The 26,408-nt window shown below is 55.1% G+C and carries 23 protein-coding genes; all 23 read left to right on the forward strand.

The genetic code is table 11. The annotated features are described in order from the left end of the window. The first annotated feature begins 20 nt into the window (after window positions 1-20). The 23 genes from recA to D888_RS21685 all read left to right on the forward strand — a co-directional run bounded on the left by recA (window position 21) and on the right by D888_RS21685 (window position 26,304). Window positions 21-1,055, forward strand: coding sequence for a recombinase RecA (gene recA, locus D888_RS0113415; protein WP_020677075.1), 1,035 nt, complete (start codon window positions 21-23; stop codon window positions 1,053-1,055). Between the two features lie 38 nt (window positions 1,056-1,093). After that, window positions 1,094-2,275 (forward strand): type IV pilus twitching motility protein PilT, encoded by a 1,182-nt coding sequence (locus D888_RS21670; RefSeq protein ID WP_020677076.1) that lies wholly within the window; start codon window positions 1,094-1,096, stop codon window positions 2,273-2,275. Further along, window positions 2,247-2,735 (forward strand): regulatory protein RecX, encoded by a 489-nt coding sequence (locus tag D888_RS0113425; protein WP_020677077.1) that lies wholly within the window; start codon window positions 2,247-2,249, stop codon window positions 2,733-2,735. Before D888_RS21670 ends, D888_RS0113425 begins: the two co-directional genes overlap by 29 nt. 97 nt (window positions 2,736-2,832) lie before the next feature. Further along, window positions 2,833-5,475 (forward strand): alanine--tRNA ligase, encoded by a 2,643-nt coding sequence (gene alaS / locus D888_RS0113430; RefSeq protein ID WP_020677078.1) that lies wholly within the window; start codon window positions 2,833-2,835, stop codon window positions 5,473-5,475. Window positions 5,476-5,498: 23 nt separating this feature from the next. After that, complete coding sequence (locus tag D888_RS0113435; protein ID WP_020677079.1) at window positions 5,499-6,629, forward strand: ATP-binding response regulator; 1,131 nt, start codon at window positions 5,499-5,501, stop codon at window positions 6,627-6,629. A gap of 110 nt (window positions 6,630-6,739) precedes the next feature. Then, complete coding sequence (gene hslV / locus D888_RS0113440; protein WP_020677080.1) at window positions 6,740-7,270, forward strand: ATP-dependent protease subunit HslV; 531 nt, start codon at window positions 6,740-6,742, stop codon at window positions 7,268-7,270. Beyond that, window positions 7,267-8,595, forward strand: a complete 1,329-nt coding sequence (gene hslU, locus D888_RS0113445) for an ATP-dependent protease ATPase subunit HslU (protein WP_020677081.1) — start codon at window positions 7,267-7,269, stop codon at window positions 8,593-8,595. Before hslV ends, hslU begins: the two co-directional genes overlap by 4 nt. Window positions 8,596-8,659: 64 nt before the next feature. Next, window positions 8,660-9,565, forward strand: a complete 906-nt coding sequence (argB, locus tag D888_RS0113450; RefSeq protein ID WP_020677082.1) for an acetylglutamate kinase — start codon at window positions 8,660-8,662, stop codon at window positions 9,563-9,565. Continuing rightward, on the forward strand, window positions 9,562-10,776 hold the full coding sequence (locus tag D888_RS0113455) for an acetylornithine transaminase (RefSeq protein WP_020677083.1): 1,215 nt from the start codon (window positions 9,562-9,564) through the stop codon (window positions 10,774-10,776). Before argB ends, D888_RS0113455 begins: the two co-directional genes overlap by 4 nt. Next, window positions 10,773-11,696, forward strand: coding sequence for an ornithine carbamoyltransferase (gene argF, locus D888_RS0113460; RefSeq protein WP_020677084.1), 924 nt, complete (start codon window positions 10,773-10,775; stop codon window positions 11,694-11,696). Before D888_RS0113455 ends, argF begins: the two co-directional genes overlap by 4 nt. Then, entirely contained in the window at window positions 11,687-12,388 is a 702-nt protein-coding gene (locus D888_RS23225; protein ID WP_020677085.1) for an RDD family protein, read from the forward strand. Before argF ends, D888_RS23225 begins: the two co-directional genes overlap by 10 nt. A gap of 43 nt (window positions 12,389-12,431) precedes the next feature. Next, window positions 12,432-13,655: an argininosuccinate synthase gene (locus tag D888_RS0113470; protein ID WP_020677086.1), complete on the forward strand. Its 1,224-nt coding sequence runs from the start codon at window positions 12,432-12,434 to the stop codon at window positions 13,653-13,655. 69 nt (window positions 13,656-13,724) lie between these two features. Continuing rightward, window positions 13,725-14,219: an NUDIX domain-containing protein gene (locus tag D888_RS21675; protein ID WP_020677087.1), complete on the forward strand. Its 495-nt coding sequence runs from the start codon at window positions 13,725-13,727 to the stop codon at window positions 14,217-14,219. Then, complete coding sequence (locus D888_RS21680) at window positions 14,212-15,414, forward strand: hypothetical protein (RefSeq protein ID WP_020677088.1); 1,203 nt, start codon at window positions 14,212-14,214, stop codon at window positions 15,412-15,414. The genes D888_RS21675 and D888_RS21680 overlap by 8 nt, the downstream gene beginning before the upstream one ends. Before the next feature lie 57 nt (window positions 15,415-15,471). Further along, on the forward strand, window positions 15,472-16,845 hold the full coding sequence (gene argH, locus D888_RS0113485; protein WP_020677089.1) for an argininosuccinate lyase: 1,374 nt from the start codon (window positions 15,472-15,474) through the stop codon (window positions 16,843-16,845). A 35-nt stretch (window positions 16,846-16,880) separates the two neighbouring features. Further along, window positions 16,881-17,636 carry a fibronectin type III domain-containing protein gene (locus tag D888_RS0113490; protein ID WP_020677090.1) on the forward strand — a complete coding sequence of 252 codons (756 nt, stop codon included), beginning with the start codon at window positions 16,881-16,883 and terminating at the stop codon, window positions 17,634-17,636. Window positions 17,637-17,803: 167 nt separating this feature from the next. Beyond that, window positions 17,804-18,679 carry a 4-hydroxy-tetrahydrodipicolinate synthase gene (gene dapA, locus D888_RS0113495; protein ID WP_020677091.1) on the forward strand — a complete coding sequence of 292 codons (876 nt, stop codon included), beginning with the start codon at window positions 17,804-17,806 and terminating at the stop codon, window positions 18,677-18,679. Between the two features lie 9 nt (window positions 18,680-18,688). Further along, window positions 18,689-19,492, forward strand: coding sequence for a 4-hydroxy-tetrahydrodipicolinate reductase (gene dapB / locus D888_RS0113500; protein WP_020677092.1), 804 nt, complete (start codon window positions 18,689-18,691; stop codon window positions 19,490-19,492). Between the two features lie 33 nt (window positions 19,493-19,525). After that, window positions 19,526-19,651, forward strand: coding sequence for an entericidin A/B family lipoprotein (locus D888_RS23720; RefSeq protein WP_020677093.1), 126 nt, complete (start codon window positions 19,526-19,528; stop codon window positions 19,649-19,651). A 95-nt stretch (window positions 19,652-19,746) separates the two neighbouring features. After that, on the forward strand, window positions 19,747-20,982 hold the full coding sequence (locus D888_RS0113510) for an LL-diaminopimelate aminotransferase (protein ID WP_020677094.1): 1,236 nt from the start codon (window positions 19,747-19,749) through the stop codon (window positions 20,980-20,982). Window positions 20,983-21,416: 434 nt separating this feature from the next. Further along, entirely contained in the window at window positions 21,417-22,586 is a 1,170-nt protein-coding gene (locus D888_RS0113520) for a helix-turn-helix transcriptional regulator (protein ID WP_020677096.1), read from the forward strand. A 12-nt stretch (window positions 22,587-22,598) separates the two neighbouring features. Beyond that, window positions 22,599-23,414, forward strand: a complete 816-nt coding sequence (locus tag D888_RS0113525) for an alpha/beta fold hydrolase (RefSeq protein ID WP_026362394.1) — start codon at window positions 22,599-22,601, stop codon at window positions 23,412-23,414. A gap of 289 nt (window positions 23,415-23,703) precedes the next feature. Beyond that, entirely contained in the window at window positions 23,704-26,304 is a 2,601-nt protein-coding gene (locus D888_RS21685) for a hypothetical protein (protein ID WP_020677098.1), read from the forward strand. Window positions 26,305-26,408: the final 104 nt, after the last annotated feature.

The following is a 26,408-nucleotide window of genomic DNA, read 5'->3' on the forward strand; positions in this document are numbered from 1 at the left end:
AAAAAGTAAGGGAGAAATTCATGTCCAACGACCGTAATCGTGCCATTGATCTGGCCATGGGGCAGATTGAAAAACAGTTCGGCAAGGGGAGCATCATGCGGTTGGGCAAGGATAATGTCATGCCGGACATTGAAACGATCTCTACCGGAGCTCTCAGCCTTGACCTGGCCCTGGGCGCCGGTGGCATTCCACGGGGTCGGATTATCGAAATCTACGGGCCTGAATCCTCGGGTAAGACCACCCTGGCGCTGCATATCATTGCCGAGGCCCAAAAAGTTGGCGGGGTCGCCGCTTTTATCGATGCAGAGCATGCCCTCGATATCAAGTACGCCTCCAAACTCGGTGTCGTGGCCGACGACCTGCTGGTCTCGCAACCCGACACCGGCGAACAGGCGCTTGAGATTACCGAGGTCCTGGTGCGTAGCGGTGCCATCGATATTCTGGTGGTTGATTCGGTTGCCGCCTTGACCCCGCGCGCCGAAATTGAAGGTGAAATGGGCGATTCGCACATGGGGCTGCAAGCCCGCCTGATGTCCCAGGCGCTGCGCAAATTGACCGGGACGGTCAGCAAGAGCAACTGCAGCATCATCTTTATCAATCAGATCCGGATGAAGATCGGCGTCATGTTCGGCAACCCAGAAACGACCACCGGCGGAAATGCACTCAAATTTTATGCCTCGATCCGGCTCGATATCCGCCGCATTGCCTCGCTGAAGAAGGGCGAAGATGTCATCGGTGGCCGCACCCGCGTCAAGGTGGTCAAAAATAAAATTGCACCACCATTCAAGCAGGCCGAATTTGATATCATGTACGGAGACGGGATCTCGCGCGAAGGGGATCTGCTGGATCTGGGGGTCGAAAAAGAGCTCATTGAAAAGAGTGGTTCCTGGTTCTCCTACAACGGTGAACGAGTTGGTCAAGGGCGTGAAAACGCCAAAACCTTTCTGGTTGAACACCCGGAGATCGCCGCTGAGATCGACACCCGGCTGCGTGAAATGTATGGCCTGAAAGCGGCGCTCAAACCTGATGCTGCCAAAGCCAAGGCCAAACCCTAGGTTTCAGCGACTGGCCTCTCACTCGTAAAGGACGATTCATGAATCTGAATGATATTCTCGAGCTGGCGCTTAAATCGAACACCTCAGATATTCATCTGAAGGCTGGCCTGCCGCCGGTTTTCCGGATCGACGGCAATTTAAGACCCCTGCCCAAGGCTCCGCGTCTCACCGCCGACGAAATCAGGGTGATGTGCGAGGGGATCATGAATGAGCGGCAGCGCGTCCGCTTCGAGGACTGCCACGAAGTCGATCTTGCCTATGGCGTTCCTGGCCTCGGCCGTTTCCGGGTTAACGTCTTCAGTCAACGCAGCAGCGTCTCGGCAGTTTTTCGCGCTATTCCGTACAAGGTTCTGACCCTCGATGAACTCCATCTGCCAAAAGTCATCAAGAAAATTGTGAGTGAACAACGTGGGCTGGTACTGGTAACCGGGGCGACAGGGACCGGAAAATCGACCACCCTGGCCGCGATGCTCGACCATATCAACAGCAATCGAACCGAACATATTGTCACCATTGAAGATCCGATCGAATACCTACACCGCGACCGTAAATGCATAATCAATCAGCGCGAAGTCGGCTTCGACACCGACAGTTTCGCGGTGGCCTTAAAAAGTGCCATGCGCCAGGATCCCGACGTCATTCTGGTTGGCGAGATGCGCGATCTAGAAACAACTGAAACAGCCCTTGCGGCAGCAGAGACCGGACACCTGGTCCTCTCAACTATGCACACTATCGATGCACCCGAAACCATTACCCGCATCGTCGCCATGTTCCCTCCCCACCAGCAACGCCAGATCCGCCTCCAACTCTCAGGCGTACTCAAGGGGGTCATTTCCCAACGGCTCATCCCCCGCTCTGAAGGGAAAGGCCGGGTCGCCGCAGTAGAGGTTATGGTTTCGACCGCCCGCATCCGCGACCTGATTGATGATCGTGAAAAAACTATCCACCTTAAAGATGCCATCGCGTCAGGACATACCACCTACGGTATGCAGACCTTTGACCAATCGCTGATGCAGCTGGTCAAAGAGAACATCATCACCTTTGATGAAGCCTTGCGCCAGAGTTCGAACCCGGATGACTTCAAGCTTAAGTTTTCAGGCATATCCTCCTCGAGCGATGCCTCGTGGCAGGATTTTGAAGACGCCCAACAAGTGATCGGCAAACAGGAGGCCGCCGAGGCCAGAGAACAGGATGGAGAACTCAAAATCGAGCGTTTCTAAGCCTCTCGCCTGCGCCCTGCGGATACTGGCACGCCGAGATCACAGTGAAGCCGAACTACGTCAAAAACTTGAGCGGTTCGGCTTCACTGTCTCTGCCATTGAAGAGGTGATTGAACGGTGTTACCACTACAAGTATTTAAACGACCCTAGATATGCCCTCGCCAAAAGCCGTGAAATGCTGAGGACCGGGCGCGGAGTGGGGACAAGGATTCTGCTCGAACTCAAGCGCCGGGGGATTCCAGAGGTCATTGCCCGCGAGGCCCTGCAGCAGGCAACCGAAGAGGTCTCGGTCGCAGAGGTCTTGCGCCAGCAACTGGAGCGCCGCTTTGGTGATTTTGACTTTGCGCTGGCCGACGACAAAAAACGTCGTCGCGTCGTCACCTACTTTCAACGCCGGGGTTTTGAGCTGGGAACAATTCTCGCGCTGCTAAAGAATCCCCCTGAGTCCGATAAAAATTGAGTCTGGGGCTTTTCAAGCCCGACGTCTTCCATTACTATTCGACATTTTCAGAGTTCGGACAATCAGGTCCGGATGCCCAAATCTAAAGGATTCAAAGATGACAGGCTCAGAGATTCGCGCCCGCTTTCTCCAATTTTTCGCCGACCGTGGTCACACTATGGTCCAATCCTCCTCACTGGTCCCTCACAACGACCCGACCCTGCTCTTCACCAACGCCGGGATGAACCAGTTTAAGGATTGTTTTCTCGGCGCCGAGAAGCGCGACTATCTGCGGGCCTGCTCTTCGCAAAAATGTGTGCGCGCCGGCGGCAAGCACAACGACCTGGAAAACGTCGGACGCACGGCCCGTCACCACACCTTTTTCGAAATGCTCGGGAATTTCTCCTTTGGCGATTATTTCAAAAAAGAAGCGATCGCCTACGCCTGGGACTTTCTTACCAAGGAACTGGGCCTGGATACCAGTCGGCTCTATGTTTCGGTCTATACGACTGACGATGAGGCAGCCGATATCTGGCATAAACAGGAAGGTGTTCCGCGTGAGCGGATCTTCCGCTTCGAGGAAGATAACTTCTGGTCGATGGGTGATACCGGCCCCTGCGGCCCCTGTTCGGAGATCTTCTATGACAACGGCTCCGAAATCGGTTGCGACAGCCCGAACTGTACCGTGGGCTGCGACTGCGATCGTTATATGGAAATCTGGAACAATGTCTTCATGCAGTTTGACCGTCAACCGAACGGCGAACTGATCCCCTTGCCGAAACCGGCCGTCGACACCGGCATGGGTCTGGAACGGATTACGACCGTCATGCAGGGCGTTCAGTCCAACTATGACACAGACCTGCTACGCACGATTATCAGCTACATTGAAAACCTTGCAGAAAAAACCTACGGCGACAATGAGGAGCATGATGTTTCAATGCGGGTCATAGCCGACCACAGCCGGGCGACCGCCTTTTTGATCGCCGATGGCGTTCTCCCGTCTAACGAGGGGCGCGGATACGTGCTGCGGCGCATCATGCGGCGGGCCATGCGTCACGCCAGAATGCTCGGCTTCGAGGCCCCGGTCTTATACAAAACAGCGATCTTCGTTCTGGAATCTATGGCGCTGGCTTTTCCTGATGAAGCCAAACGCAGCAGCTTTGTCGCCAAAGTTGTCCAGAATGAAGAGGAACGCTTTATTCTGACCCTGGGGAACGGACTGCGCATTCTGCAGGACGAGATCGCCAAGCTGGAACAACTGCAGCAGAAGACTATCCCCGGGGAAACTGTCTTCAAGCTGTATGACACCTATGGCTTCCCGTTCGATCTGACTGCGGATATTGTCGAGAAAGACGGCTACATACTCGATGAAGCCGGATTTGAAACCTGTATGGAGGAACAACGCAAAAAAGCCCGCGCCCACTGGAAAGGTTCAGGAGAAGAGGCCGTTGCCGGAGTTTACAAGGAACTCATCGAGCAAGGCATCCGCTCGGCCTTCAGTGGATATCAATCCCTTGAAGATCAGAGTGAAGTGCTGGTGTTGCTCCAAGAGGGACAACAGGTCGAAGAAGCTGTTTGTGGCGAAAAGGTTGAGGTCATTTGTTCAACCACCCCCTGCTACGGTGAATCAGGTGGCCAAGTCGGCGACACCGGCGCTATCTCAAGCGACGAAGCCAGCTTGCGCATTATCGAAACCCGTAAACCACTGCCGAATCTTCTTGTCCACAGCTGTGAAGTGTTGACCGGAGCTATCCACCACCGCGCCAGGGTCAAGATCACTGTCGACGCCGCACGTCGTCTGCAGATCGTGCGTAACCACACCGCGACCCATTTGCTGCAGGCAGCCTTACAAAAAATTCTGGGTGAGCATGTCAAACAGGCCGGCTCGCTGGTGACGCCGGAGCGCCTGCGTTTCGACTTCACCCATTTCTCTCCTGTCAGCCCACAGGAGCTGCAACAGATCGAAGAGCTGGTTAACAGCGAAATTCGCCGCAATAACACGGTCTCTACCCGGGAAATGGCGTCAGATGAAGCCATTGCGGCCGGAGCCATGGCTTTATTCGGCGAAAAATACGGAGATTTGGTTCGGGTTGTTGAGGTCGGCGACTTCTCAATGGAACTTTGCGGTGGCACTCACGCCAAAGCTGCTGGAGATATTGGACTGTTCCGGATTCTGAGTGAAGGCGGAATCGCGGCCGGTGTGCGACGCATCGAAGCAGTTACCGGGGACACCGCCCTGGCGCAAGTCCATGAGCAACAACAGATGCTCAGCCAGATTGGAAACATACTTAAGACCGATCAGGCCAATTTGGAACAACGGTTGCACAAACTTCTTGAACACCAGCGTCAACTCGAAAAAGATCTGGAGCAACTCCAGTCACAGGTCAACGCCAACCTCGGTGGCGATCTGCTCTCCCAGGTCCAGATAATCGAGGGGATCAAACTTCTGGCCGTGCGGATTGACGGCTGCGATGGCAAACAGCTGCGAGAACTGTCGGATCAATTGCGCGATAAATTGCAATCCGGGGTTCTGGTGCTGACCGGAAACTTCGAAGAGAGCGTTCCACTGCTGGTTGCCGTCACCAAAGATTTGACCGATCGCGTCTCAGCTGGAAACCTGATCAAACCTCTGGCCGCGTTGGTCGGCGGCCGCGGTGGTGGTCGTCCCGACCTGGCGCAGGCCGGCGGCAAGGATGCCGGACAGATCGACAATCTGCTGGCTGCAGCACCAATGCGGCTTAAAGACATTTTACAGGGCTGATTCACAGGCCTATGGAGAGACTGATGGAACTGTCTCATCGACCACAACCTGAAATGACCCTGGAGCAGGAAGGAAAAAGCCTGCTGATCGTCGATGATGAACCGATCATCCGCGATCTCTGTGCGCGTGCGCTCAAGGGATTCAAAATTTTTCAGGCGAATGATGGTCAGGAGGCGGTCGAGCTGTTGAAACAACAGGAGATCGACGTCATCCTCAGCGATGTCATGATGCCGAATCTCAACGGTCTCGACCTGCTGCGTCGGATCAAAGAAGAAACCCCCAATCAAATTGTCATCCTGATGACCGGCTACACCGAAAAAGAGGTCATCCTTCAAGCGTTAAAAGCGGGTGCCGATGATTTCATCAGTAAACCACTCAATCTTCTCCACCTGCGCACCACCATCGATAAAACCTTCGAAAAACAGACACTTAAACGACAAATTTCGAATCTCCGACAGGCGGACAAGCTCAAAAGTGAATTTCTGGGGCTGATCTCGCACAAGCTGAAAACCCCGGCAACCGCGATTTCCCTTTTTATTCAAAATATCGCCAACGGCGTCATGGACTACGAAGATCCGAACTTCAGAACAGTGCTCGGCCTGGTCCAGGCCGAAACCCTGCACATGGAACACCTGATTCAGGATCTGCTTTACTTCAGTCAATTTATTCTTGACGATCATCCCACCAAGCTGCAACCCCTCGAACTCGGGAAAATTGCCCGTCAGCTCTGCACTGATCTTGCGCCGCTGGCGGAGGCCAAACAACAAAATCTGGAAGTCAGGATTCAAGTGCCTTTTGCGCCAACCCCCTTGAGACTGGATCGTGAACGAATCTCGTTTGCCCTGCGCGCGCTCCTCGATAACGCCATCAAATTTACCCCGGCCGGGGGATCAATCCTGGTTGAGGGACAGCTTAATGGTGAAGATGCAACCCTGATCATCCGCGATACCGGGACTGGTATCTCAAAACCTGAGCTGGCCAAGGTTTTCTCAAAGTTCTATCAGGTTGATCCCGCCAACAGCGGCCAGGTGCGCGGTTTCGGCCTCGGTCTCTTTTATGCCCGCAAATTTATCCGCTCCATGGGTGGCGAACTCAGCCTGGAAAGCCGTCCGAGTCTGGGTACGGTTGCGACGATCAAGCTCCCCCTCAACTGATCCTCCCCTGCATTGAAATCCCGTAAAACCTTTTTTTTCGGCCATCTTTTGTGCTATATGTCATCTTTTACTCTGACTGAGGTATGCCCTCGATAAGGAGTCAGCGCCAAATGTTTAAAGGAACGACAATCTGTTGCGTCAGACGTGAAAACCGGGTGGCGCTCGGCGGAGACGGCCAGGTCACCCTCGGCAACACCGTCATGAAACATAGCGCGCGAAAAATTCGCCGTCTTTATCAGGACAAGGTACTCGCAGGCTTTGCCGGCAGCACCGCCGATGCGTTCACCCTGTTCGAGAAATTTGAAGCGAAATTGCATGAACACCGCGGCAATCTGCCTCGTGCCGCCGTCAGTCTGGCCAAGGACTGGCGGACAGACAAGTTTCTGCGCAAGCTCGAGGCACTGTTGATCGTCGCCGACCAGCAGAACACCCTGGTCATTTCAGGCGCTGGTGATGTTATTGAACCGGATGACGGGGTCGCGGCCATCGGCTCGGGCGGAAGTTATGCCCTGGCTGCAGCGCGCGCGCTCCTCGCCGATACAGACCTAGAACCGGGGGTCATCATTGACAAGGCCTTGCATATCGCGGCTGACATCTGTATCTACACCAACGACCACATCGCCGTTGAGGAATTATCGTGACCAACTTTACCCCACGTGAAATCGTCTCGGAACTCGACCGCTATATCGTCGGCCAGCAGAATGCCAAGCGCGCCGTCGCCATCGCTTTGCGTAACCGCTGGCGCCGCCAACAGGTCCCGGCAGAGCTGCGTGATGAAATCGCACCGAAAAACATCATCATGATCGGACCGACCGGGGTCGGTAAGACCGAAATTGCCCGGCGGCTGGCCAAGCTCGCCCAGGCCCCCTTCATCAAAGTGGAAGCGAGCAAGTTTACCGAGGTCGGCTACGTTGGCCGCGATGTCGAAAGTATGGTGCGCGACCTGTTTGAACTCGCGATCATCATGGTCCGCGAAGAGGAGGCCAAAACCCTGCGGATTAAGGCCGAAGATCTGGCCGAAGAACGCCTGCTCGATCTGCTCCTGCCCGGCGAGCCGGATCAATCTCCAGACAAGCAGGAGCAGCTGCAGAAAACGCGCGACAAATTACGCAAGCTCCTGCGTCTCGGTGAACTTGATGAACGCTTCGTCGAACTCCAGACCGAAACGACACAGATGCCGCAGCTGAATATTCTGGCGCCACAGGGTGGCGAGGATATGGGGATCAATTTCCAGGAGATGTTCGGCAATCTCTTCCCCAAAAAGAAGAGCAGCAAACGTCTGCAGGTGAAAGATGCACGTGAACAGCTAGTCGAGAGCGAAGCGGAAAAGCTGGTCGACATGGAGAAGGTCCTGTGTCTGGCCCGCGAACGCACCGAACAGAGCGGTATCATCTTTATCGATGAGATTGACAAGGTCGCCAGCCGCGAAGGTTCGCACGGCCCTGAAATTTCACGCGAAGGGGTCCAGCGCGACATCCTGCCGATTGTAGAGGGAAGTACGGTCAACACCAAACACGGCCCGATCAAGACCGACCATATTCTGTTCATCGCCGCAGGTGCCTTTCATGTCAGCAAGCCGAGCGATCTGATACCTGAGCTGCAGGGTCGCTTTCCGATTCGCGTCGAGCTCGACAGCCTTGGCGAAGAAGACTTTATCCGGATCCTGACCGAACCCAAAAATGCCCTGGTGCGGCAATACTCCGAGCTGATGAAGACCGAAGGAATTGAGCTTAACTTTACATCTGAGTCGATCAGGCAAATTGCCATCACGGCGCGCATGGTCAATGATTCCACCGAAAATATCGGAGCTCGGCGTCTGCATACGATCATGGAAAAGCTGCTCGAAACCTTAAGTTTCGATGCCCCCGAGATGAAGAATCAGAAGATTGAAATCAGCGCCGAAAACGTCAAGGATAAATTGGCCGACATCGCTCAGGATGAAGATCTTTCGCGATTTATCCTTTAAAAAGACTGTTTACTAGTTCAGATAAAAGGTTTAACCCAAACACAAATCTCCCTGTGAAGGTTATATGCAAGAGTTGATCAAAAAAGCCGAAGTCCTAACCGAAGCCCTCCCCTGGATCAAGCGCTTCTACGGCAAGACCATTGTTATCAAATACGGCGGCAACGCCATGGTCGATGAGCGCCTGAAAGAAGGATTTGCGCGCGATATTATCCTGATGAAATATATCGGCCTCAACCCGGTGGTGGTGCATGGTGGCGGACCACAGATTGGGCAGGTCTTAATGGCCATGGGGATTGAGTCCCGCTTTGAACAGGGGATGCGCGTCACCGATGCCGCCACTATGAACGTCGTGGAGATGGTGCTGGGCGGCACGGTCAATAAGGAAATTGTGGCCAACATCAACCGTCACGGCGGTCGAGCGGTTGGCCTGACCGGCAAGGACGGTGGCCTGTTCACCGCGCGAAAACTGGCGATGACCAAAGTCAACCCCGAGACCCTGACCCCCGAAATCATCGACATCGGGATGGTCGGTGAAGTCGATCAGGTCGACCCGCAGATTATTGAGACGCTCGAAAATAATAATTTTATCCCGGTGATCGCACCGGTCGGCATGGGTGCCGATGGCCTGACTTATAATATCAACGCCGATCTGGTGGCCGGGCGGCTTGCCGGAGCCTTAAAAGCCGATAAACTCATCCTGCTCACCGATGTCGAAGGGGTCAAGGACAGGCAGGGGAATCTGATCTCGACCATTGACATTCGCCAGATTGCCGACTTGATTAAGGATGGCACCATTTCGGGCGGCATGATCCCCAAACTCACCTGTTGCCTGAATGCGATCAATGAAGGGGTGGTCAAAACCCACATTATTGACGGTCGTCTCGCACATGCCTGCCTGCTTGAAATCTTCACCGACAAAGGTGTCGGCACCGCCGTCGCCGACTACGAAAAAAACGGGGCTCCATCATGAAACAGTCCAGCCAGTCAAACCAGTCACAGCAATGGATCGCACGCAACGACAAGGTGATCGCCAAGACCTACGGCCGCTATCCGCTGGTGCCGGTGCGGGGGGCAGGCTGCAAGTTATGGGATGCAGATGGCAGAGAATACCTCGACATGCTCGCCGGTGTGGCCGTCAACAATCTGGGTCATTGCCACCCCAGGATCGTCGCGGCGATCAAGGCACAGGCAGAAACCCTGATCCACTGCAGCAACTACTACAATATCCCTCAACAGATCCGTCTGGCCGAACTGCTGTGCGAAAACTCGTTTGCCGAACGGGTTTTCTTTTGCAACTCGGGCGCTGAAGCCAATGAAGCCGCGATAAAGCTGGCACGCAAACAGAGCCTTGAAATCCATGGCCCGGGACGCAGCGAAGTTTTAACCGCCCTCGCCTCCTTCCACGGTCGGACCTACTGCGGAATCAGCGCCACCGGCCAGGAGAAGGTCAAACAGGGGTTCGAGCCGTTGCTCCCCGGGTTTCGACATCTCCCCTTCGGCGACATCGAGGCCCTGCGCAGCGCCGTCAGCGCAGAGACCTGCGCGATCATGCTCGAACCGATTCAGGGTGAAGGTGGCGTCAATATCCCCCCGGCCGGATACTTCCAACAGGTCCGGAATCTTTGCGATGAAAAGGGTTTATTGCTGATTCTCGACGAGGTTCAAACCGGTTGTGGACGTAGCGGGACCCTGTTTGCCTATGAGCAAGAGGGGATCACGCCCGATATCATGACCCTGGCCAAGGGGCTGGCGGGCGGTGTTCCGATCGGGGCGATGCTGGCAGGCGATGCCCTCGCCGAACATCTCGGCCCTGGCACTCACGGGTCCACCTTCGGCGGCAATCCGCTGGCCACCGCCACCGGCATCGCCAGCCTCGAAACCCTGCTCGGCGAAGGAATCCTCGAGAACTGCCGTGCAATGGGCGACTACCTGTGCGCTGCACTTGAAACGTTACAGCAGAAATACCCCTTTATCAGCGCGGTACGCGGCCGCGGTCTGCTCATCGGACTCGAGTTGAGCATCGAAGGGGGCGAGCTGGTTAAAACTGCTTTGACCCGGGGGCTGCTGATCAACTGTACCGTTGGTAAAGTCCTGCGTTTTGTACCCCCTCTGATCATTACCCGGACCGAAATCGATCAGGCGATCAACATTCTTGATGAAATTTTTTCGGAGGTAAAATGAAAAAGGACTTTCTCTGTCTATCAGACTGGACGCGGGAAGAACTGGAAGCGATCTTTGAGCTCTGCCATGACTTAAAAGCCAAAACCAAGTCGTACGAGCCGCACCGCCTGCTCGAGGGACAGACCCTGGCGATGATCTTCGAGAAGAGCTCGACCCGCACTCGGATCAGCTTTGAGGTCGGCATGTCTCAACTCGGCGGACATGCGCTCTTCCTTCATTCAGACACCACCCAGATGGGGCGCGGCGAACCAATCAAAGATACCGCGCGGATCATGTCGGGTTACTGTGACGGCATCATGATCCGCACCTTTTCCCAGGCGGCAATCGAGGAACTGGCCAAATATTCATGGATTCCGGTCATTAATGGCTTGACTGACATGTACCACCCTTGCCAGATCATGGCCGACCTGTTCACGGTCATTGAACACAAAGAGCATTACCGTGAGCTGAAATACTGCTGGATCGGCGATGGCAACAACATGGCCAACAGCTGGATCAATGCGGCCAGTGTCTTCGGCTTTGAACTGCGAGTTGCCACCCCCAAGGGCTATGAGCCGGATACGATGGTGGTCGCCCGGGCTAAAAAAGCCGGCGCCAAGATCCTCTATACCAACGATCCGGTTGAGGCTGCTCGCGGTGCGGATGTTCTGAACACCGACGTCTGGGCCAGCATGGGGCAGGAGAGTGAGCAGCAGGAGCGAGCAAAGGCCTTCACCGGCTACCAGATCAACGACGAACTGCTCGCCCTCGCGGACAGCGACTGCGTGGTCATGCACTGCCTACCGGCCCATCGCGGTGAAGAGATCACCGACAGCGTCATCGAAGGGAAACACTCGATCATTTTTCAAGAGGCCGAGAACCGGCTGCATGTACAGAAAGCGATTATGGCAACCCTGATGGAGTTCAAGGCGTGCAACTGACCTGCCCCCATTGTCAGCACAGTAAAGAGGTTGCGGCTGAAAAATTGCCGAGCGAACCGACACGCGTGACCTGCCCACAGTGCCACGGGAGTTTCTCTCTGCCGCAACCAGATACCGCGCCAGCAGGACCAATGATCAGCTGCCCGGCGTGCCACCTTGAGCAACCCGCGGCGTCAGTCTGCACCTCCTGTGGTCTGACCTTCGCCAAATATCGCCCCCCGCACAAGGAAAACACCGTTTCAACCACGGCGACGACAGAGACCACCAGCCCCGAGAGCCTTCCCAAAGCCGGCTTCTGGGTGCGGCTCGTCGCCCTGTTGATCGATTATTTTCTGGTTTTTGTGATGCAATTCATCTTTGGCGTGCTGCTGGCCTTCATTGTCGGCCACGATTTCGCTATGCACGGGGCAATCTTGACGCTGATCCAGCTCTTTTCGCTCGTTCTCAGCCTTTTCTACTGGATCTTCTTTACCGGTTATTGTGGACAGACCCCGGGAAAGATGCTCTTGAGAATCAAGGTGATTGTCACCGACGGCAGTTCTCTGGGTTACGGTAAAGCCTTCTACCGTGAGGTCATCGGTAAATTCATTTCGGGGATCATCCTCGGCATCGGCTATCTGATGGCCGCCTTCGATGGTCAGAAACAGAGCCTGCATGACCGCATGGCCAAAACATACGTGATTAAACTTTAAAAACGCGCAACAAACGCAGCTTCTATTTCAGGAGAACTAACCGATGAGTAAAAAAGGACAAGTCAAAAAAGCAGTACTCGCCTATTCCGGTGGACTCGACACCTCGATCATTCTCAAGTGGCTGATCGAAGAATACGGCTGCGAAGTCGTCGCCTACTCCGCCGACCTCGGTCAAGGCGAAGAACTCGATGGCATCCCGGCTAAAGCCAAAAATACGGGCGCCAGCAGCTGTCACATCATGGATCTTAAAGAAGAGTTCGCGCGCGACTTCGTCTTTCCGATGTTCCGCGCCAACGCCATCTACGAGGGACGCTACTTCCTCGGCACCAGTATCGCGCGGCCGTTGATCGCCAAGGCACAGATGGAGATCGCCAAACAGGAAGGCGCCGATGCCGTTTCCCACGGCGCGACGGGCAAAGGGAATGATCAGGTCCGTTTTGAAATTTCCTACTACCACTTCGACCCGTCGGTCAAGGTCATCGCTCCCTGGCGCGAATGGGACATGAACAGCCGCACCGCACTCGAGGCCTACGCCAAAAAACACGGCATCCCGGTCCCGACCAGCAAGAAGTTCCCCTGGAGCAGTGACCGCAACCTGCTGCACATCTCCTTCGAAGGGGATGTCCTGGAGAACCCTTGGACAGAAGCCCCCGAGGAGATGTATGTCCTGACGACCAAACCGGAGAATGCTCCGGATCAAGCCGAATTTGTCGAGATTGAATTCGAAAAAGGGGATGCAGTAGCGATCAACGGCGTGCGCCTCTCACCGGCCAAACTGCTGGCCAAACTGAATGAACTCGGCGGCAAGCACGGCATCGGCCGCGTCGACCTGCTGGAAAACCGCTTCGTCGGCATGAAAAGCCGCGGCGTCTATGAAACCCCCGGCGGCACAATTCTCGAAGAGGCCCATCGCGGCGTCGAATCGATCTGCATGGACCGTGAAGTTATGAACCTGCGCGACTCGCTGGTCGCGCGCTACGCTGCAATGATCTACAACGGCTTCTGGTTTGCCCCGGAAAGGCTGGTTCTGCAGGCCCTGATTGACGCCTCGCAGCAGACCGTCAACGGCATGGCTCGCGTCAAGCTCTACAAGGGGCACTGCCGCCTAGTCGGGCGCGACTCGGCAAACGACAGCCTGTTCAACGTCGACTTCGCGACCTTCGAGGCTGACGAGGTTTATAACCAGGCCGATGCCGAAGGCTTCATCAAGCTCAACGCTCTGCGTCTGCGTATTGCTGCAATCCAACGTCAAACCAAAGGCAAATAACGAGAAACACGCGTAGCGAAGTGGGACAAACAAAAAATCCCGTTTCGCGCCGCGCGACTCGTTAAAAATATGGATTTCACCAAACAGACCATCAAAACCTCGGTCGTCGCTTGCATCATTGACGACCGACAGCGCGTGCTGTTGACCCGACGCTGCATCGAGCCCTTTTGCAGTCAATGGGTCATGCCCGGTGGCAAGATCGACCACGGGGAGGCAATCCTCGCCGCCTTGCACCGCGAAGTCCGCGAGGAGGTCGGTCTGGAGATCCGGGCCGAAGGATTGATCGACGTCTACGAACACCTTGGTGTCGGCTCACGTCAGGATCATTACGTGATCCTCTACTATCGCTGTACGCCGCTGAGCTTTGCGCTGAAACCCAATGGCGATGAGTGCACCGAAGCCCTCTGGGCATCCAGTCAACGGCTGCCCGAGATGGCACTCCCCCCTGGTTGTCGCTATATCCTCGCTCAGGTCTACCCGGAATTAGGTTGGGGACAAATCCCCAAACCCGAGGACGTATACGACGAAATTCCTGATCACTACAGTGGGGGTCGCAATGATTAACATCGTTGAAAAAGAGCTCAATCTCACTTTTCCGCCTGGCCATCACCAACATTGCCTGGTCTGCCAGGTCCCCAGTAACCTGCAGCGCCGCGACGGCATCTTCAAGATCAGTGATGCAAACAAACAGTGGGCTCAGGTACGTTCCATTCTGGAACTCGTCGCCGAGGGAAAGGGGAACCTGAAGAAACTCCATTTCGTGTTCCTGCCTGAATCAATTATGCCCGCCTCGGCCGTCCCTGAGGCGTTGGAGTTGATCGAGCGCAGTTTTCGCCCCAACACGGTGACTGTCTTCGGGGTCGAACACATCCGCCTTAGTGAGTACCGCCAGCACCTGCTCCGCTATCAGCAGGACAACGCCGAGGCCCTCGCCTCTGTAGATGAGGACATGGAGGCCGGTGACATAGACCCGGTCCCTGTCAACTGGTGCGTCGTTGCAGTCAAGGAGAATGATGGCCGCCTGCGGGTCTTTCTTGAGGCGAAAAGTCACCCCTTTGTCGGTGAGGAGACCTTCGATCATCAGCACGACCTCTATCGCGGCAAGATCTTCACCCTGTTCCGCTGCCACCCGACCTGTTTCAACTTCATGACCTTGATCTGCCTCGACTACGTCTACCGCGATCTCTACCAGTCCAATATCGGGACCATCATCGACAAAGCGAACCAGCTGTTCTTCGAAACCCGGCAGCGACTTGACCTGCTGGCAATCATCCAGTGCAATCCGAAACCGGAACATCGCGCCTTTCGTGATGTGGTCAACGGCTTCTATGGCGAATATCTCAGCTATACCCCGGGGGTTCGCGATACCAGCACCGTCTTCTGCAATGTCGCCAACGGCACCAGCTGCGAAGGGATATCCGCTGACACCAGATTCGGAAACTCCTCGGTTATTTTACACGACAGCCACCGGCTTGAACCACAGAAGTGTGCCGAATTTGCGACCGACGACTTCGACGGTCTGCCGGTCTGTCGGCTGCGTTTCGGGACGGAACCCCGGCTCTATTTTTTCAACCTGCCGCTGTTTCAAGAGCTCGATCCGCGCACCACGCGTATGCAGCTGAAGATTCACAGCATCTACCGCCCCGACCAGCATGAAAACTGGGTTCGAATGGCCGGCGAAGAACTCACCCTCAGCAGTAAAGGTGCCAGCCCACCCCGTAAAAAAACATCGATTCCCAAGCCAGGGGTGGCAGAATAACAGCCGGCTAAAACCAGCAATACGACTGGATTTACATCATCTGATCATGGAGCAGACATGACACAAAACAAACTTTGGGGTGGACGTTTTACCCAGCCGACGAATAAATTTGTTGAAGAGTTCACCGCCTCGATCGAGTTTGACCAGCGTCTTTACGCATACGATATTCAAGGCTCAAAAGCCCATGCCGAAATGCTCGGGCGCCAATCCATCATCGCGGTTGCCGATGCCGAGCAGATTATTGCCGGGCTGGACGGAATTCTGAGGGATATCGAAGCGGGCAAGGTCGAATTTACCGTAGAACTGGAAGACATCCACATGAACATTGAGGCGCGCCTTATCGAACGGATCGGCGCCGTCGGCGGCAAGCTCCACACCGGCCGGAGCCGTAATGACCAGGTCGCGGTCGATATCCGCCTCTACCTGCGCGATGAAATCGACAGTGTCCTCGCTTACCTGGCGGCGCTTGAAATCTCACTCATCAAGCAGGCCGAGCGGAATCTCGACGTCATCATGCCCGGCTTCACCCATTTGCAGACCGCTCAACCGATTCTCTACAGCCATCACATGCTCGCTTATCGCGAGATGATCGCGCGCGACACCAGCCGACTGAAAGACTTACGCGCGCGCTTCAACCTTCTGCCTTTGGGCGCAGGCGCCCTGGCCGGCACCACCTTCCCCATCGACCGGGAGTGGGTAGCCGACAAACTCGGGTTCGACGGCGTCACCCGCAACAGCCTCGACTCTGTCTCGGACCGCGACTTCGCCATCGAGTTCTGCAGTTTCGCCAGTATCCTGATGATGCACCTCTCGCGCCTTTCGGAAGAGCTGATCCTCTGGTCGAGCGCCAGTTTCAATTTTATCGAACTTTCCGATGCCTTCTGCACCGGCAGTTCGATCATGCCGCAGAAGAAGAACCCTGATGTGCCTGAACTCGTCCGCGGCAAAACCGGCCGGGTCTACGGCAACCTGATGAGCATGCTGACCCTGATGAAATCGCTGCCGCTGGCCTATAACAAGGACATGCAGGAAGATAAGGAACCACTCTTCGACAGCATCGACACCATCAAGGGCTCCCTGAAAATCTTTGCCGACATGATCGACCAGATGCAGGTCAAGGCCGACAACATGCGCAACGCCGCCGCCCAGGGGTTTTCCACGGCCACCGACGTCGCAGACTATTGCGTGCGTAAAGGCCTCCCCTTCCGTCAAGCCCACGAGGTGGTCGGTAAAACGGTGCGCTACTGTGTCGAGACCGGCAAGGATATCCCCGAACTGAGTCTGGAGGAATTTCGCAGTTTCAGTGGGTTGATTGATGCCGATATCTACGATTACGTCACTCTGGAGGCCTCGGTCAATGCGCGCAAGGCCACCGGAGGAACCGCCCGTGAAGCAGTCGAACGTGAACTGGCGCGGCTCAAATCTTGTTAAACTCGATCTCCAGCGACAGGTTTGGTGGCGATCCCATGCACAGACTCCAGCTTCTTATCGGCTTGACCCTGTTGATCCTGCTCTGTGCCTGTGGCAAAAAGGGCCCGGTGCGGCCACTGCAGGAAAAGGTCCCCCAGGCAGTTGAGGCTGCGAAAATCCTGCAGCGGGGGGAGAGTTTCCAGCTCCAGTGGAAGATGCCGAAGCACAATCAGGACGGATCAAGTCTTAATGATCTCGATGAGATCCTGGTGGAGCGCATCTTCAGCACTGAAGATGAATTCTGTTCAGAGTGCACCACTCCCTGGCCGCTGATTGCACGCATCCATCCTCAACTTCCCAAACCAGCGCAGCAGGTCCGTAATCTTTATCTGTTAAGCGACTCTGGCGCACTAAAGGGCCAGGTGGGGCGCTACCGTTTAAGCGCACGCAATAAGGAGGGGGCGCTTGGTTTGGCGCTTATTCTGAAGCAGAGCTACCGTCAGCCGGTATCTCCGCCAAGCGATGTCCGGATTATACCCCACGATCAATCGCTTGAATTGAACTGGAAGCCGACCGAAACACTTGAAGGGGCGGTGCTCGTCGGTTATCAGATCTATCGCCGCAGCGGGACAGAACCATTCGCCCCACTCTCAACCAATCTGCGCCCGATTAAAGAAACCAGATTCGCCGACTTCGGACTTACAAATGGCCGGACCTATTATTACCGGGTTCGCAGCCTCTTTAAATTCGGCGAAGAACGACTCGAAAGCCTGCCGAGCATCCCGGTTTCGGCAACCCCAGCGGCGGGTTAAACCCCAGCCTCAGCCTTGTTGAAGCGGCTTTACTTTTAGCCGGGGGCTGTGTTAGCAATACCCTTTAATTAACCCCGGATTCGGGGCTTTGACTGTTATTTTTGAGAGACGCAAGCGGAGAGCCTCAAGGGCGAGATTCTCCCCCGAACAAGGATGGAGGAAACAACATGATCAAGGGTTCAATGGTCGCCATCATCACCCCCTTCGACAAGGCCGGGAACTTCGATGAAGAGAGTTACCGTCAGTTGATCGAATTTCAGATCGAGAACGGCACTGACGTTATTGTCCCCTGCGGGACCACGGGCGAATCGGCCACCTTAAGCTTTGACGAGCACCCGCGCGTTATCAAGGCCTGCATTGAACAGGTCAATAAACGCATCCCGGTTGTCGCCGGTACCGGTGCCAACAACACCGCAGAAGCCATTCATCTCTCCCAGAACGCCAAAGAGATGGGAGCCGACGGCCTGCTGCTGGTTTGTCCCTACTACAATAAACCTTCTCAGGAAGGAATCTATCTCCACTATAAGAAATTGGCTGAAGAAGTGGCCCTGCCGCAGGTGCTGTACAACGTCCCCGGCCGCACCGGGGTCAACATTACCGCTGCCACTACCATCCGTCTGGCTGAGATCAGCAACATCGTCGCCATCAAGGAAGCCTCCGGCGACCTGACCCAGGCGAGTGAAATCATCAAATGTGCCGGGGACAAGATTGATGTCGTCTCGGGTGATGATTTTCTGACCTTTCCGATGATGGCCTGCGGGGCCAAAGGCGTCATCTCGGTCACCGCCAATATCGCTCCGGCGCAAGTCAAGCAGATGGTCACGGCAGTCCAGAATGGCGATTATGTGACCGCACGTAAGCTTCACCTGGATCTGCTCGAACTGCATCAGGCGATGTTCATTGAGGCCAATCCGGTCCCGGTCAAAACCTCAGCCAGCCTGATGGGCATGTGCACTAAAGATGTGCGCCTGCCACTGTGCGAAATGCAGCCCGCCAATTTCGTAAAACTTCAGGCCGTCCTGAAGAAATTCAACCTGATCTAAGGCTGACTCATGACCAGAATCGTTGTCACCGGCGCCGCCGGGCGCATGGGCGGACGGATCATCACGCTCATCTCTGAAACTGACGGGTTGCAGGTTACGGGTGCGGTCGAGATGGCCGGCCACCCGAAACTCGGCGATGATGCCGGCTATGTCGCTGGCTGTGGTGACCTGGGCGTCAAAATCTGCGACTCCCTTGAAACAGCCCTCAAGAATTCAGATTTACTGATCGATTTCACTTTTCCACAGGTCAGCCTGCAGAATGCGGCCATCTGCGCCCGCCTCGGCAAGGCGATGGTGGTTGGCTCGACCGGGTTCACCCCTGACGAACGTCAGCAACTCGCAGAGTTCGCCCACCAGACCCCGATCGTCTTCGCGCCGAACATGAGCGTCGGGGTTAACGTCTGTTTCAAACTGCTCAAGGATCTGGCCAGGACCCTGGGAGACGGCTTCGACGTTGAAATTGTCGAACTCCATCACAATAAAAAGAAAGATTCTCCGAGCGGCACCGCGGTACGCATGGGTGAGGTCGTTGCCGAAGCCTTGGGCCGCGACTACAACCAGGTCGCTAACTACCATCGCGAAGGGATGTGTGGCGAACGCAGTCAAGCCGAGATCGGCATGCAGACCGTCCGTGGCGGTGATATTGTCGGAGAACACACGGTGTACTTCATCGGTATGGGGGAGCGAATTGAGCTGACCCACCGCGCCATGAGCCGTGACATGTTTGCCCGCGGCGCTATCCGTGCGGCCGGCTGGCTCAAGGGCAAATCGGCAGGCATGTACGACATGCAGGATGTTCTTGAATTAAAATAACCAAAGTACAGATCGCCGAACAGGAGTCATGCAATGAAAAGAATTCTGGCACTACTTTTAATCGCCGCCGTTCTCTGTATTTCCGGCTGTGAGACATTTCGCGGCTTTGGCAAAGACGTCCAAAAAGCCGGGGGCTGGATGCAGGAAAAGGCCAAGTAATAACAGCGCACCCCTTTCAAACGTAACGCAGGGCGGTCTGATTCGGGCCGCCTTTTGCACAATTTGACACACACCAACATCAGGAGATTATTGCAATGGCACGGATTAACGACAATTATCTTAAACTGCAGGCCGGATATCTCTTCCCCGAGATCGGCCGTCGGGTTAAGGAGTTTACCACGGCCAATCCAGAAGCCAAGGTCATCCGATTGGGGATCGGCGATGTAACCAGGCCGCTGGTCCCGGCTGTAGTGGCGGCCTTCCACGCCGGCGTCGATGATATGTCCAGGGGGGAGAGCTTTCACGGCTACGGCCCCGAGCAAGGGTACGACTGGCTGTGCGATCTTATCATTAAAAAATCGTACAACCCCCTCGGCGTCGAGTTAAAAACGGGTGAGATGTTTATCTCCGACGGCTCCAAGTGCGACAGCGCCAACATCCTCGACATCTTCGATCTGGGCAACAAGGTAGCGATTGGTGACCCGGTCTACCCGGTCTACAACGATACCAACGTCATGATCGGCCGCACCGGTCAGATGAACGCCAAGGGTTACTACGAAGGACTGGTCTACATGCCCTGCACCCAGGAGAACGGCTTCACCCCCGAGATCCCGACGGAAAAAGTGGATGTCATCTATCTCTGCTCGCCGAATAACCCCACCGGGACAGTGGCGACCAGAAAGCAGCTGCAGGCCTGGGTCGAATATGCGCTGAAGAACGAGGCCGTCATCTTCTTCGATGCTGCCTACGAAGCCTATATCACCGAAGCCGGTGTCCCCCATTCCATCTACGAGATCGAAGGCGCAAAAAAATGTGCGATCGAGTTTCGCAGCTTCTCGAAAACCGCCGGCTTCACCGGAGTACGTTGCGGTCTGACCGTGGTACCGGAAGAGCTGATGGGCACGACCGCCAAGGGTGAAAAATTCAGTTTCAACAAGCTCTGGAACCGCCGTCAGTGCACCAAGTTCAACGGCGTATCCTACCCGGTCCAAAAAGCTGCCGCCGCCGTTTACAGTGATGAAGGCTGGGCTCAGGTCAAGGAAATCATCGACTACTACATGGATAACGCACGCATCATTCGTGAAGGCCTGTCGAAAGCCGGAATCATCTGTTTCGGCGGGATCAATGCCCCCTACATCTGGCTGAGAACTCCTGAGGGGATGACCAGTTGGGATTTCTTCGACAAGCTGCTGAGTGAGTGCCACGTCGTTGGCACCCCCGGCTCAGGCTTCGGCCCCTCGGGCGAAGGCTACTTCCGCCTCAGCGCCTTCGGCGACAATGAGAAGGTGAGCGAAGCGGTCACCAGGATCGTGAAGAAGTGGGGAAAATAAAAAAGGCCTCTCCTTAATCACACAAAGCAAAAAGGGCGTGCAGATTGGCCGCCCTTTTTGCTTTGTGTGCATATTTGTCAATCAGTATTAAATATTGATCCGCCAACTTCTGCAAATTTAGACCCTCCTTCAGGGGCTAGCCTTAGTCGTTTTTTTTCGAGACAACTTTTCCAGCTTTCATTTTTAATTTCAGCAATATCATCATTTATGGATCGGACTGCCAGCACCTTGGCTTCAATGATCAGCCCCCTGCAAAAGTTCCTCTCCCAGACGAATCTGAAACAATTCTGCAATTACCGAGGTGGGTAAACCGACGCACACATGCCAAATTATCAGTGTTCGAATTCTATTGGCATTTCGATAAACAGTAGACTCCCTGGACATCATATGCAAACATAGCGATTCCTTCATGTTTTGTGGGTCATTTAAATTATATGGATGACGAAAAAAAAATACTGATGTCCGCTCAGTTTGCGCAACAGCGTGGACGTATGATCGAAAATATTTATTCGACCATCGCTGATCCTGATAATTGGCGCACAGTAATCAGCGAGCTGGCCGCGACGACCGATTCGCGTTCGGCCCGCCTGTTGGTCATGAATGCCGATGCCACCCATGTCAGCTCCAGCTTCAAACATAATATCGATGAAAATTATCATCGGCAGTACGTCGAGCATTATGTAAACGCTTGCCCCTGGCGGCCCGAGATGCGTCAAAAGCGGCCGGGCCGCTTCTATTCGAGCTATCTCCACTTCAGTTGCCCTCAGCCCAACTTTTATCACACCGAATTCTATAACGATTGGGCCGGCCCACAAGATATCCACCATGGCGCGGCGGGCACCGTTTATCAGGATTCCGGTCAAGCGGTGCAGTTGATGGTGCAGCGCACCCAGCGGCAGGGACACTACACGGAAACAGATACCGCTTTTTTAAACGAGCTTGTCCCGCATCTGCAACAAGCATTTCAGCTCGCCAGGCAGGTCGAGGACAGCCATGCCCGGGCTCAGGCGATCGAAATTGCTGCCGGGGCTGAAATACTGCCCTTTATTTTATTGGATTACGCGTTGCGCCCCATTCACTGCACTTCGGTGGCTGAAGCGCTGATCAACGCGGAATCCACCCTGGTGCTCACCAAAGAGCGCTTGCGGCTTTCCGACCGCGAGCATGACCAACGCCTGCAGCGCTTGTTGAGGACATGTTTGGCCGCCGCCGATTCACGGACCTTTCAGACCACGGGCGGAACGCTTGCGGTGCCGCGCGCCCAGGGCGCAAATCTTCACCTGCGGGTGAAACCTGTTCATCCAGATGTTCCGCTCTGGAGCGGCCGGCCGGCCGGGTATGTTGCGGTTTATGTGTACGACCCCGAGGCCGGAATTTCTATCGATCGAGAAGGACTGAGCGAACTCTATGCTTTGTCCAAAGCTGAAATCCGCGTGGCCATCGAAATCCTCGCTACGCCCGATCCCGCTGAAGTGGCAAGACGCTGCTTTATAAGTTTGCACACCGTGCGTTCGCATCTTAAGGCGATCTTTGCCAAAACCGCTGTGAATAACCAGGCTGAACTGGTCAAACTTTTGCTGGCCGGCTCCGTCCGACAACGCTAGAGGTCTATTCAAATGAGCACTCGAACGACGTCTTCCCCCCTTTGTTCCTTATCCTCCCATGACCAGATACCGCTCGCTTGCGAGTGTCGCGGTCAGGGCGAACCGCTCCTGTTGTTTATCCACGGCTGGACCTGCCGGCGTTCCTACTGGCGGCCGCAACTTGACCACTTCAGTCAAAACTATTCCGTCGCGGCGCTTGACCTGCCTGGACATGGCGATTCCGGACGCGGTGATCGAGTGCGCTGGGGCGTAACCTCCTTTGCCGCCGACGTCGCTTCCTGTGTCAGGGCGTTGAACGCTGAAACGGTCATCCTGATCGGACATTCCATGGGCGGCGCCGTTGCTCTGGAGGCCGCCCGCCGGGTGGGCACGGCCCTGGCCGGAGTGGTCCTGGTGGACACTTTCGCCATCGACTACGGCGGGTTATCTGCCGAAACAGTGCAAGCTTTCACCGCGCCCTTTGAGGCGGATTTCCCAGGCGCCATAGCCTGGCTGATTGAACAGACCTCAACGCCGGCAACGCCACAGAACCTTAAACAACAATTGATTCGCGAAATGGCTGCGGCCGATCCGGCCTGGGCCCTGCCGGCATGGCACGACCTCCTCTCCTGGAGCCCCCAAGCCGCCTTCGAAGAACTCCAGATCCCGATCCACGCCATAAACGGCGGTTTGATTCCGGAAGCGGCACGAAACCGTTGCGCCCCCTTCATGACTGAGACGGTTATCCCTGCGGCCGGACACTTTCTGCACATGGAAGATCCGACCGGGTTCAACCATGAACTGGAGGAAGTGCTCGTGTCTCGTTTGGTTCATTCAGCAGACCTTTAACTTTCATATATTCGGTTATTTCTATTCAAAATCACCCATATGGGTGATTTCAGCCCGGCCGGCCTCTGCTAACCTGCCTTTCAACAAAAATCCGTTTTCTCCTTGCGCTTCGCATGTGTTTCCTACCCGCGCAGCGCAGGTCCAAATTGCACTTTCTGGAAAATTCATGCCACCTCGATCGGAATGCGAGACCGGGGATATTGGCACCTGTCTTCAAGACGATGTAGTCCTGATTTTGGCTTTGGCTGAGCAATTACGAGAACTCGAAAACGAAAGGGAGAGGTGGAAAATGAAAAGATTATTCAGGTTATTGACGGCATGTATTTTTATAAGCGCCTTGGCGGCCTGCGGGGGGGGAGGGGGCACAGACCCAATAGCAAACCAACCCGCGACGACACTCTCTGGAACCGCAGCAGCAGGGGCACCGATCATCGGCCAGGTCACGGTCAAAGGCAGCCAGGGGCATACCAAGACAGCACTGATCGAAGCAAACGGCAATTATTCCGTTGATGTCACCGGGTTGACGGCACCTTATCGGCTGCGTGCCCAGGGAACTGTCGGTGGTATCGAGTACAAGCTGCACTCCTATGCCGAAACGGCTGATCTCGGCAACACGGTCAACATTACCCCTTTTACGGACCTGATCGTCGCCAATGCCGCCGGCCAGATCGCGAGCACCTACTTCGATGAGGTCGCCCCCACCGATATTCCTCCCGCTGACCTTGCCGCGCAGGAAGAAGCACTTCAAACCAAACTTCAGGCGGTTTTTACCACGCTCGGGGTTGGAACCGCCGTTGATCTCCTGCATACGACGTTCAGTGCCGATCATACCGCGCTGGACGCCGCCCTGGATATTATTCGGATCGAGACGGATAGCACCTCAAACATTGCCACGATCACGAATGTGATCGACAACACCTCAATTACAGATGCCATACTTGATCCATCAGACGTTTCAGCCCCACTGGTTGTAAATCCTGGTCTGGCTGCCGCCGTCAGCGCGCGACAGGCTATATTCAATACCCTGGATAGTTTTTCAGCTCTGTTTGCAACCGCACTCCCAAGTTCTGCACAACTGGGCCAACTCCTATCTGACGATTTCTTACATATGGATATGGGGAAAGCCCAGACCCTCACAGAATGGACGACTGACCCGACAATGGTCGGTCTGTCCTTTCAATCCGTAGTCATTAATGCCATTGATGAGGCCGCTGGCACGGCCACCGTATCATTTAATGTAGCGTTTAACGGCGTGGCTAGACCAACAGAGGTGGAAACCTGGACGCTGACCAAGGCCAGCGGTGCCTGGCAACTTCGCGGGAATCAGGAAATCGTCGATCGCTGGTTTGATTATATCTGTGAGACCAGCAGCTATGGCCAAAGCTGTGGTATCAACCTTGGTGCCGACGATTTTGACCCTACCAATAACAACGGGGCCGGTGTTTTGATCGATTCGGCCAAGGTGACCCTGATGAGAGCCGGCAACCCGGTTTCAGGAGGAGTGGTTTATATGGGCGTACCTGCAGGCGGGGCCGCAGGTGAGCTGAGGATCTATGACACAGACTATAGCAATGATCACATGGCCTTCGGTAGCGGTGCATTGCAAATTGACTCAAGCCTCTTTCAGGTTGGCGATGATCTGCAATTTGAGTTGTACACTGCTCCGCTGGACCTGACGAATCCGCAGGCACCGGTTGTTACTGGCACCGCAATAGCCACATACAGTACTCCCATCACCACAGTTCCTGTCACTATGGCAGACAGCCCAACTTATCCCAGCGCAACCCAGGCCACCCTGACTGCATTTAATGCCTACACCACAGAAGGTGGTAATTTAACTGTCGGATGGACGATCCCGACGGGACAGGCTATTGATGAAGTCATGTTTCAAGTGTGCAATAATTCCACCTGCCTCGATGAATGGAAATGGCTTCCGACAGGTAGTGAAGCAACTCTTAGCATCGACACTTCAAGTCTGAGCTTGGCGGACGCCCCTTACCGGACAGAACTGCGAGTCTACTCCGCAGATCCACAGGGTCGAACATTCTTGACCACTTACCTAGGCACTGCAAACGCGTCGGGTAGTGGCACAACACCACCTGCCGCGGGTTTTACTGCACAAATGCTTGATGCCAGTCCAACCTATTACGTGACCTATCCGGGCAACTTCGATGGAACAATCACCGGCGGAACGACTCAGGAATCTTTAGTTGTCAGTGGCAGCGGGCCATATACCGTAACGGATACCGTGGATTATTTCGATGCAAACGGCTTGTTTGTAAGTAGTACACCTCTCTCTGGCACGTTTGTTTTGAATACGGATGGGACCCTGACAGCAACGATTAACGGTCTCCCAGGTCAGTCAATAATGACCTTAACAACCTCGACGACTACATATTTGGGCATTACCGGTACCGATAACACTGGTTCCTGGTCTGATTTCTGGTATTTTGCACCACCTGCAAGCTGGCTCTCCACTCAGGCACCAACGGTTTTTACCGCACCAATGCTTGATGCTATCAGCACGGTCTATATCCAATACCCCGCAGACGACCCTGCTGCGCCAAACTTTCCGGGTGGCACGACGCAGGAGGTGATCACCATGAGCGGCAGTAACGGGAGCTACCAATTGTCCTTCGTCTCATCCTTCTTTGATGCCAGTGGGGCTTTCCTATCCTCTGAAACGGGGCAAGTCGCAGCCACTCTCGGGCAGGGTGGGACCCTCTCGGCAACATACACGGACGCGAGTGTCACTCCAGCTGTTGACGTTACAATTAGCTGGGCGTTGCAGAGCGACAACGGAACAACCCTGGTTGTCAACGGCAGTGATAATTCTGGCACTTGGCAGAATGTCTGGAATCTGAACACACCGCCGTCAGGTTGGCTTTAGCAAGGTTTGAGTCATTTGTGAACCAATTGTGTACATAAGCGGTCCGACTTAAACGAGTCGGACCGCACTATAGTTAGCAGATGCCTGCCCAATCGGTTTCCAGA

The sequence above is a fragment of the Geopsychrobacter electrodiphilus DSM 16401 genome (genome assembly GCF_000384395.1).
In the GTDB taxonomy this organism is placed as follows: domain Bacteria; phylum Desulfobacterota; class Desulfuromonadia; order Desulfuromonadales; family Geopsychrobacteraceae; genus Geopsychrobacter; species Geopsychrobacter electrodiphilus.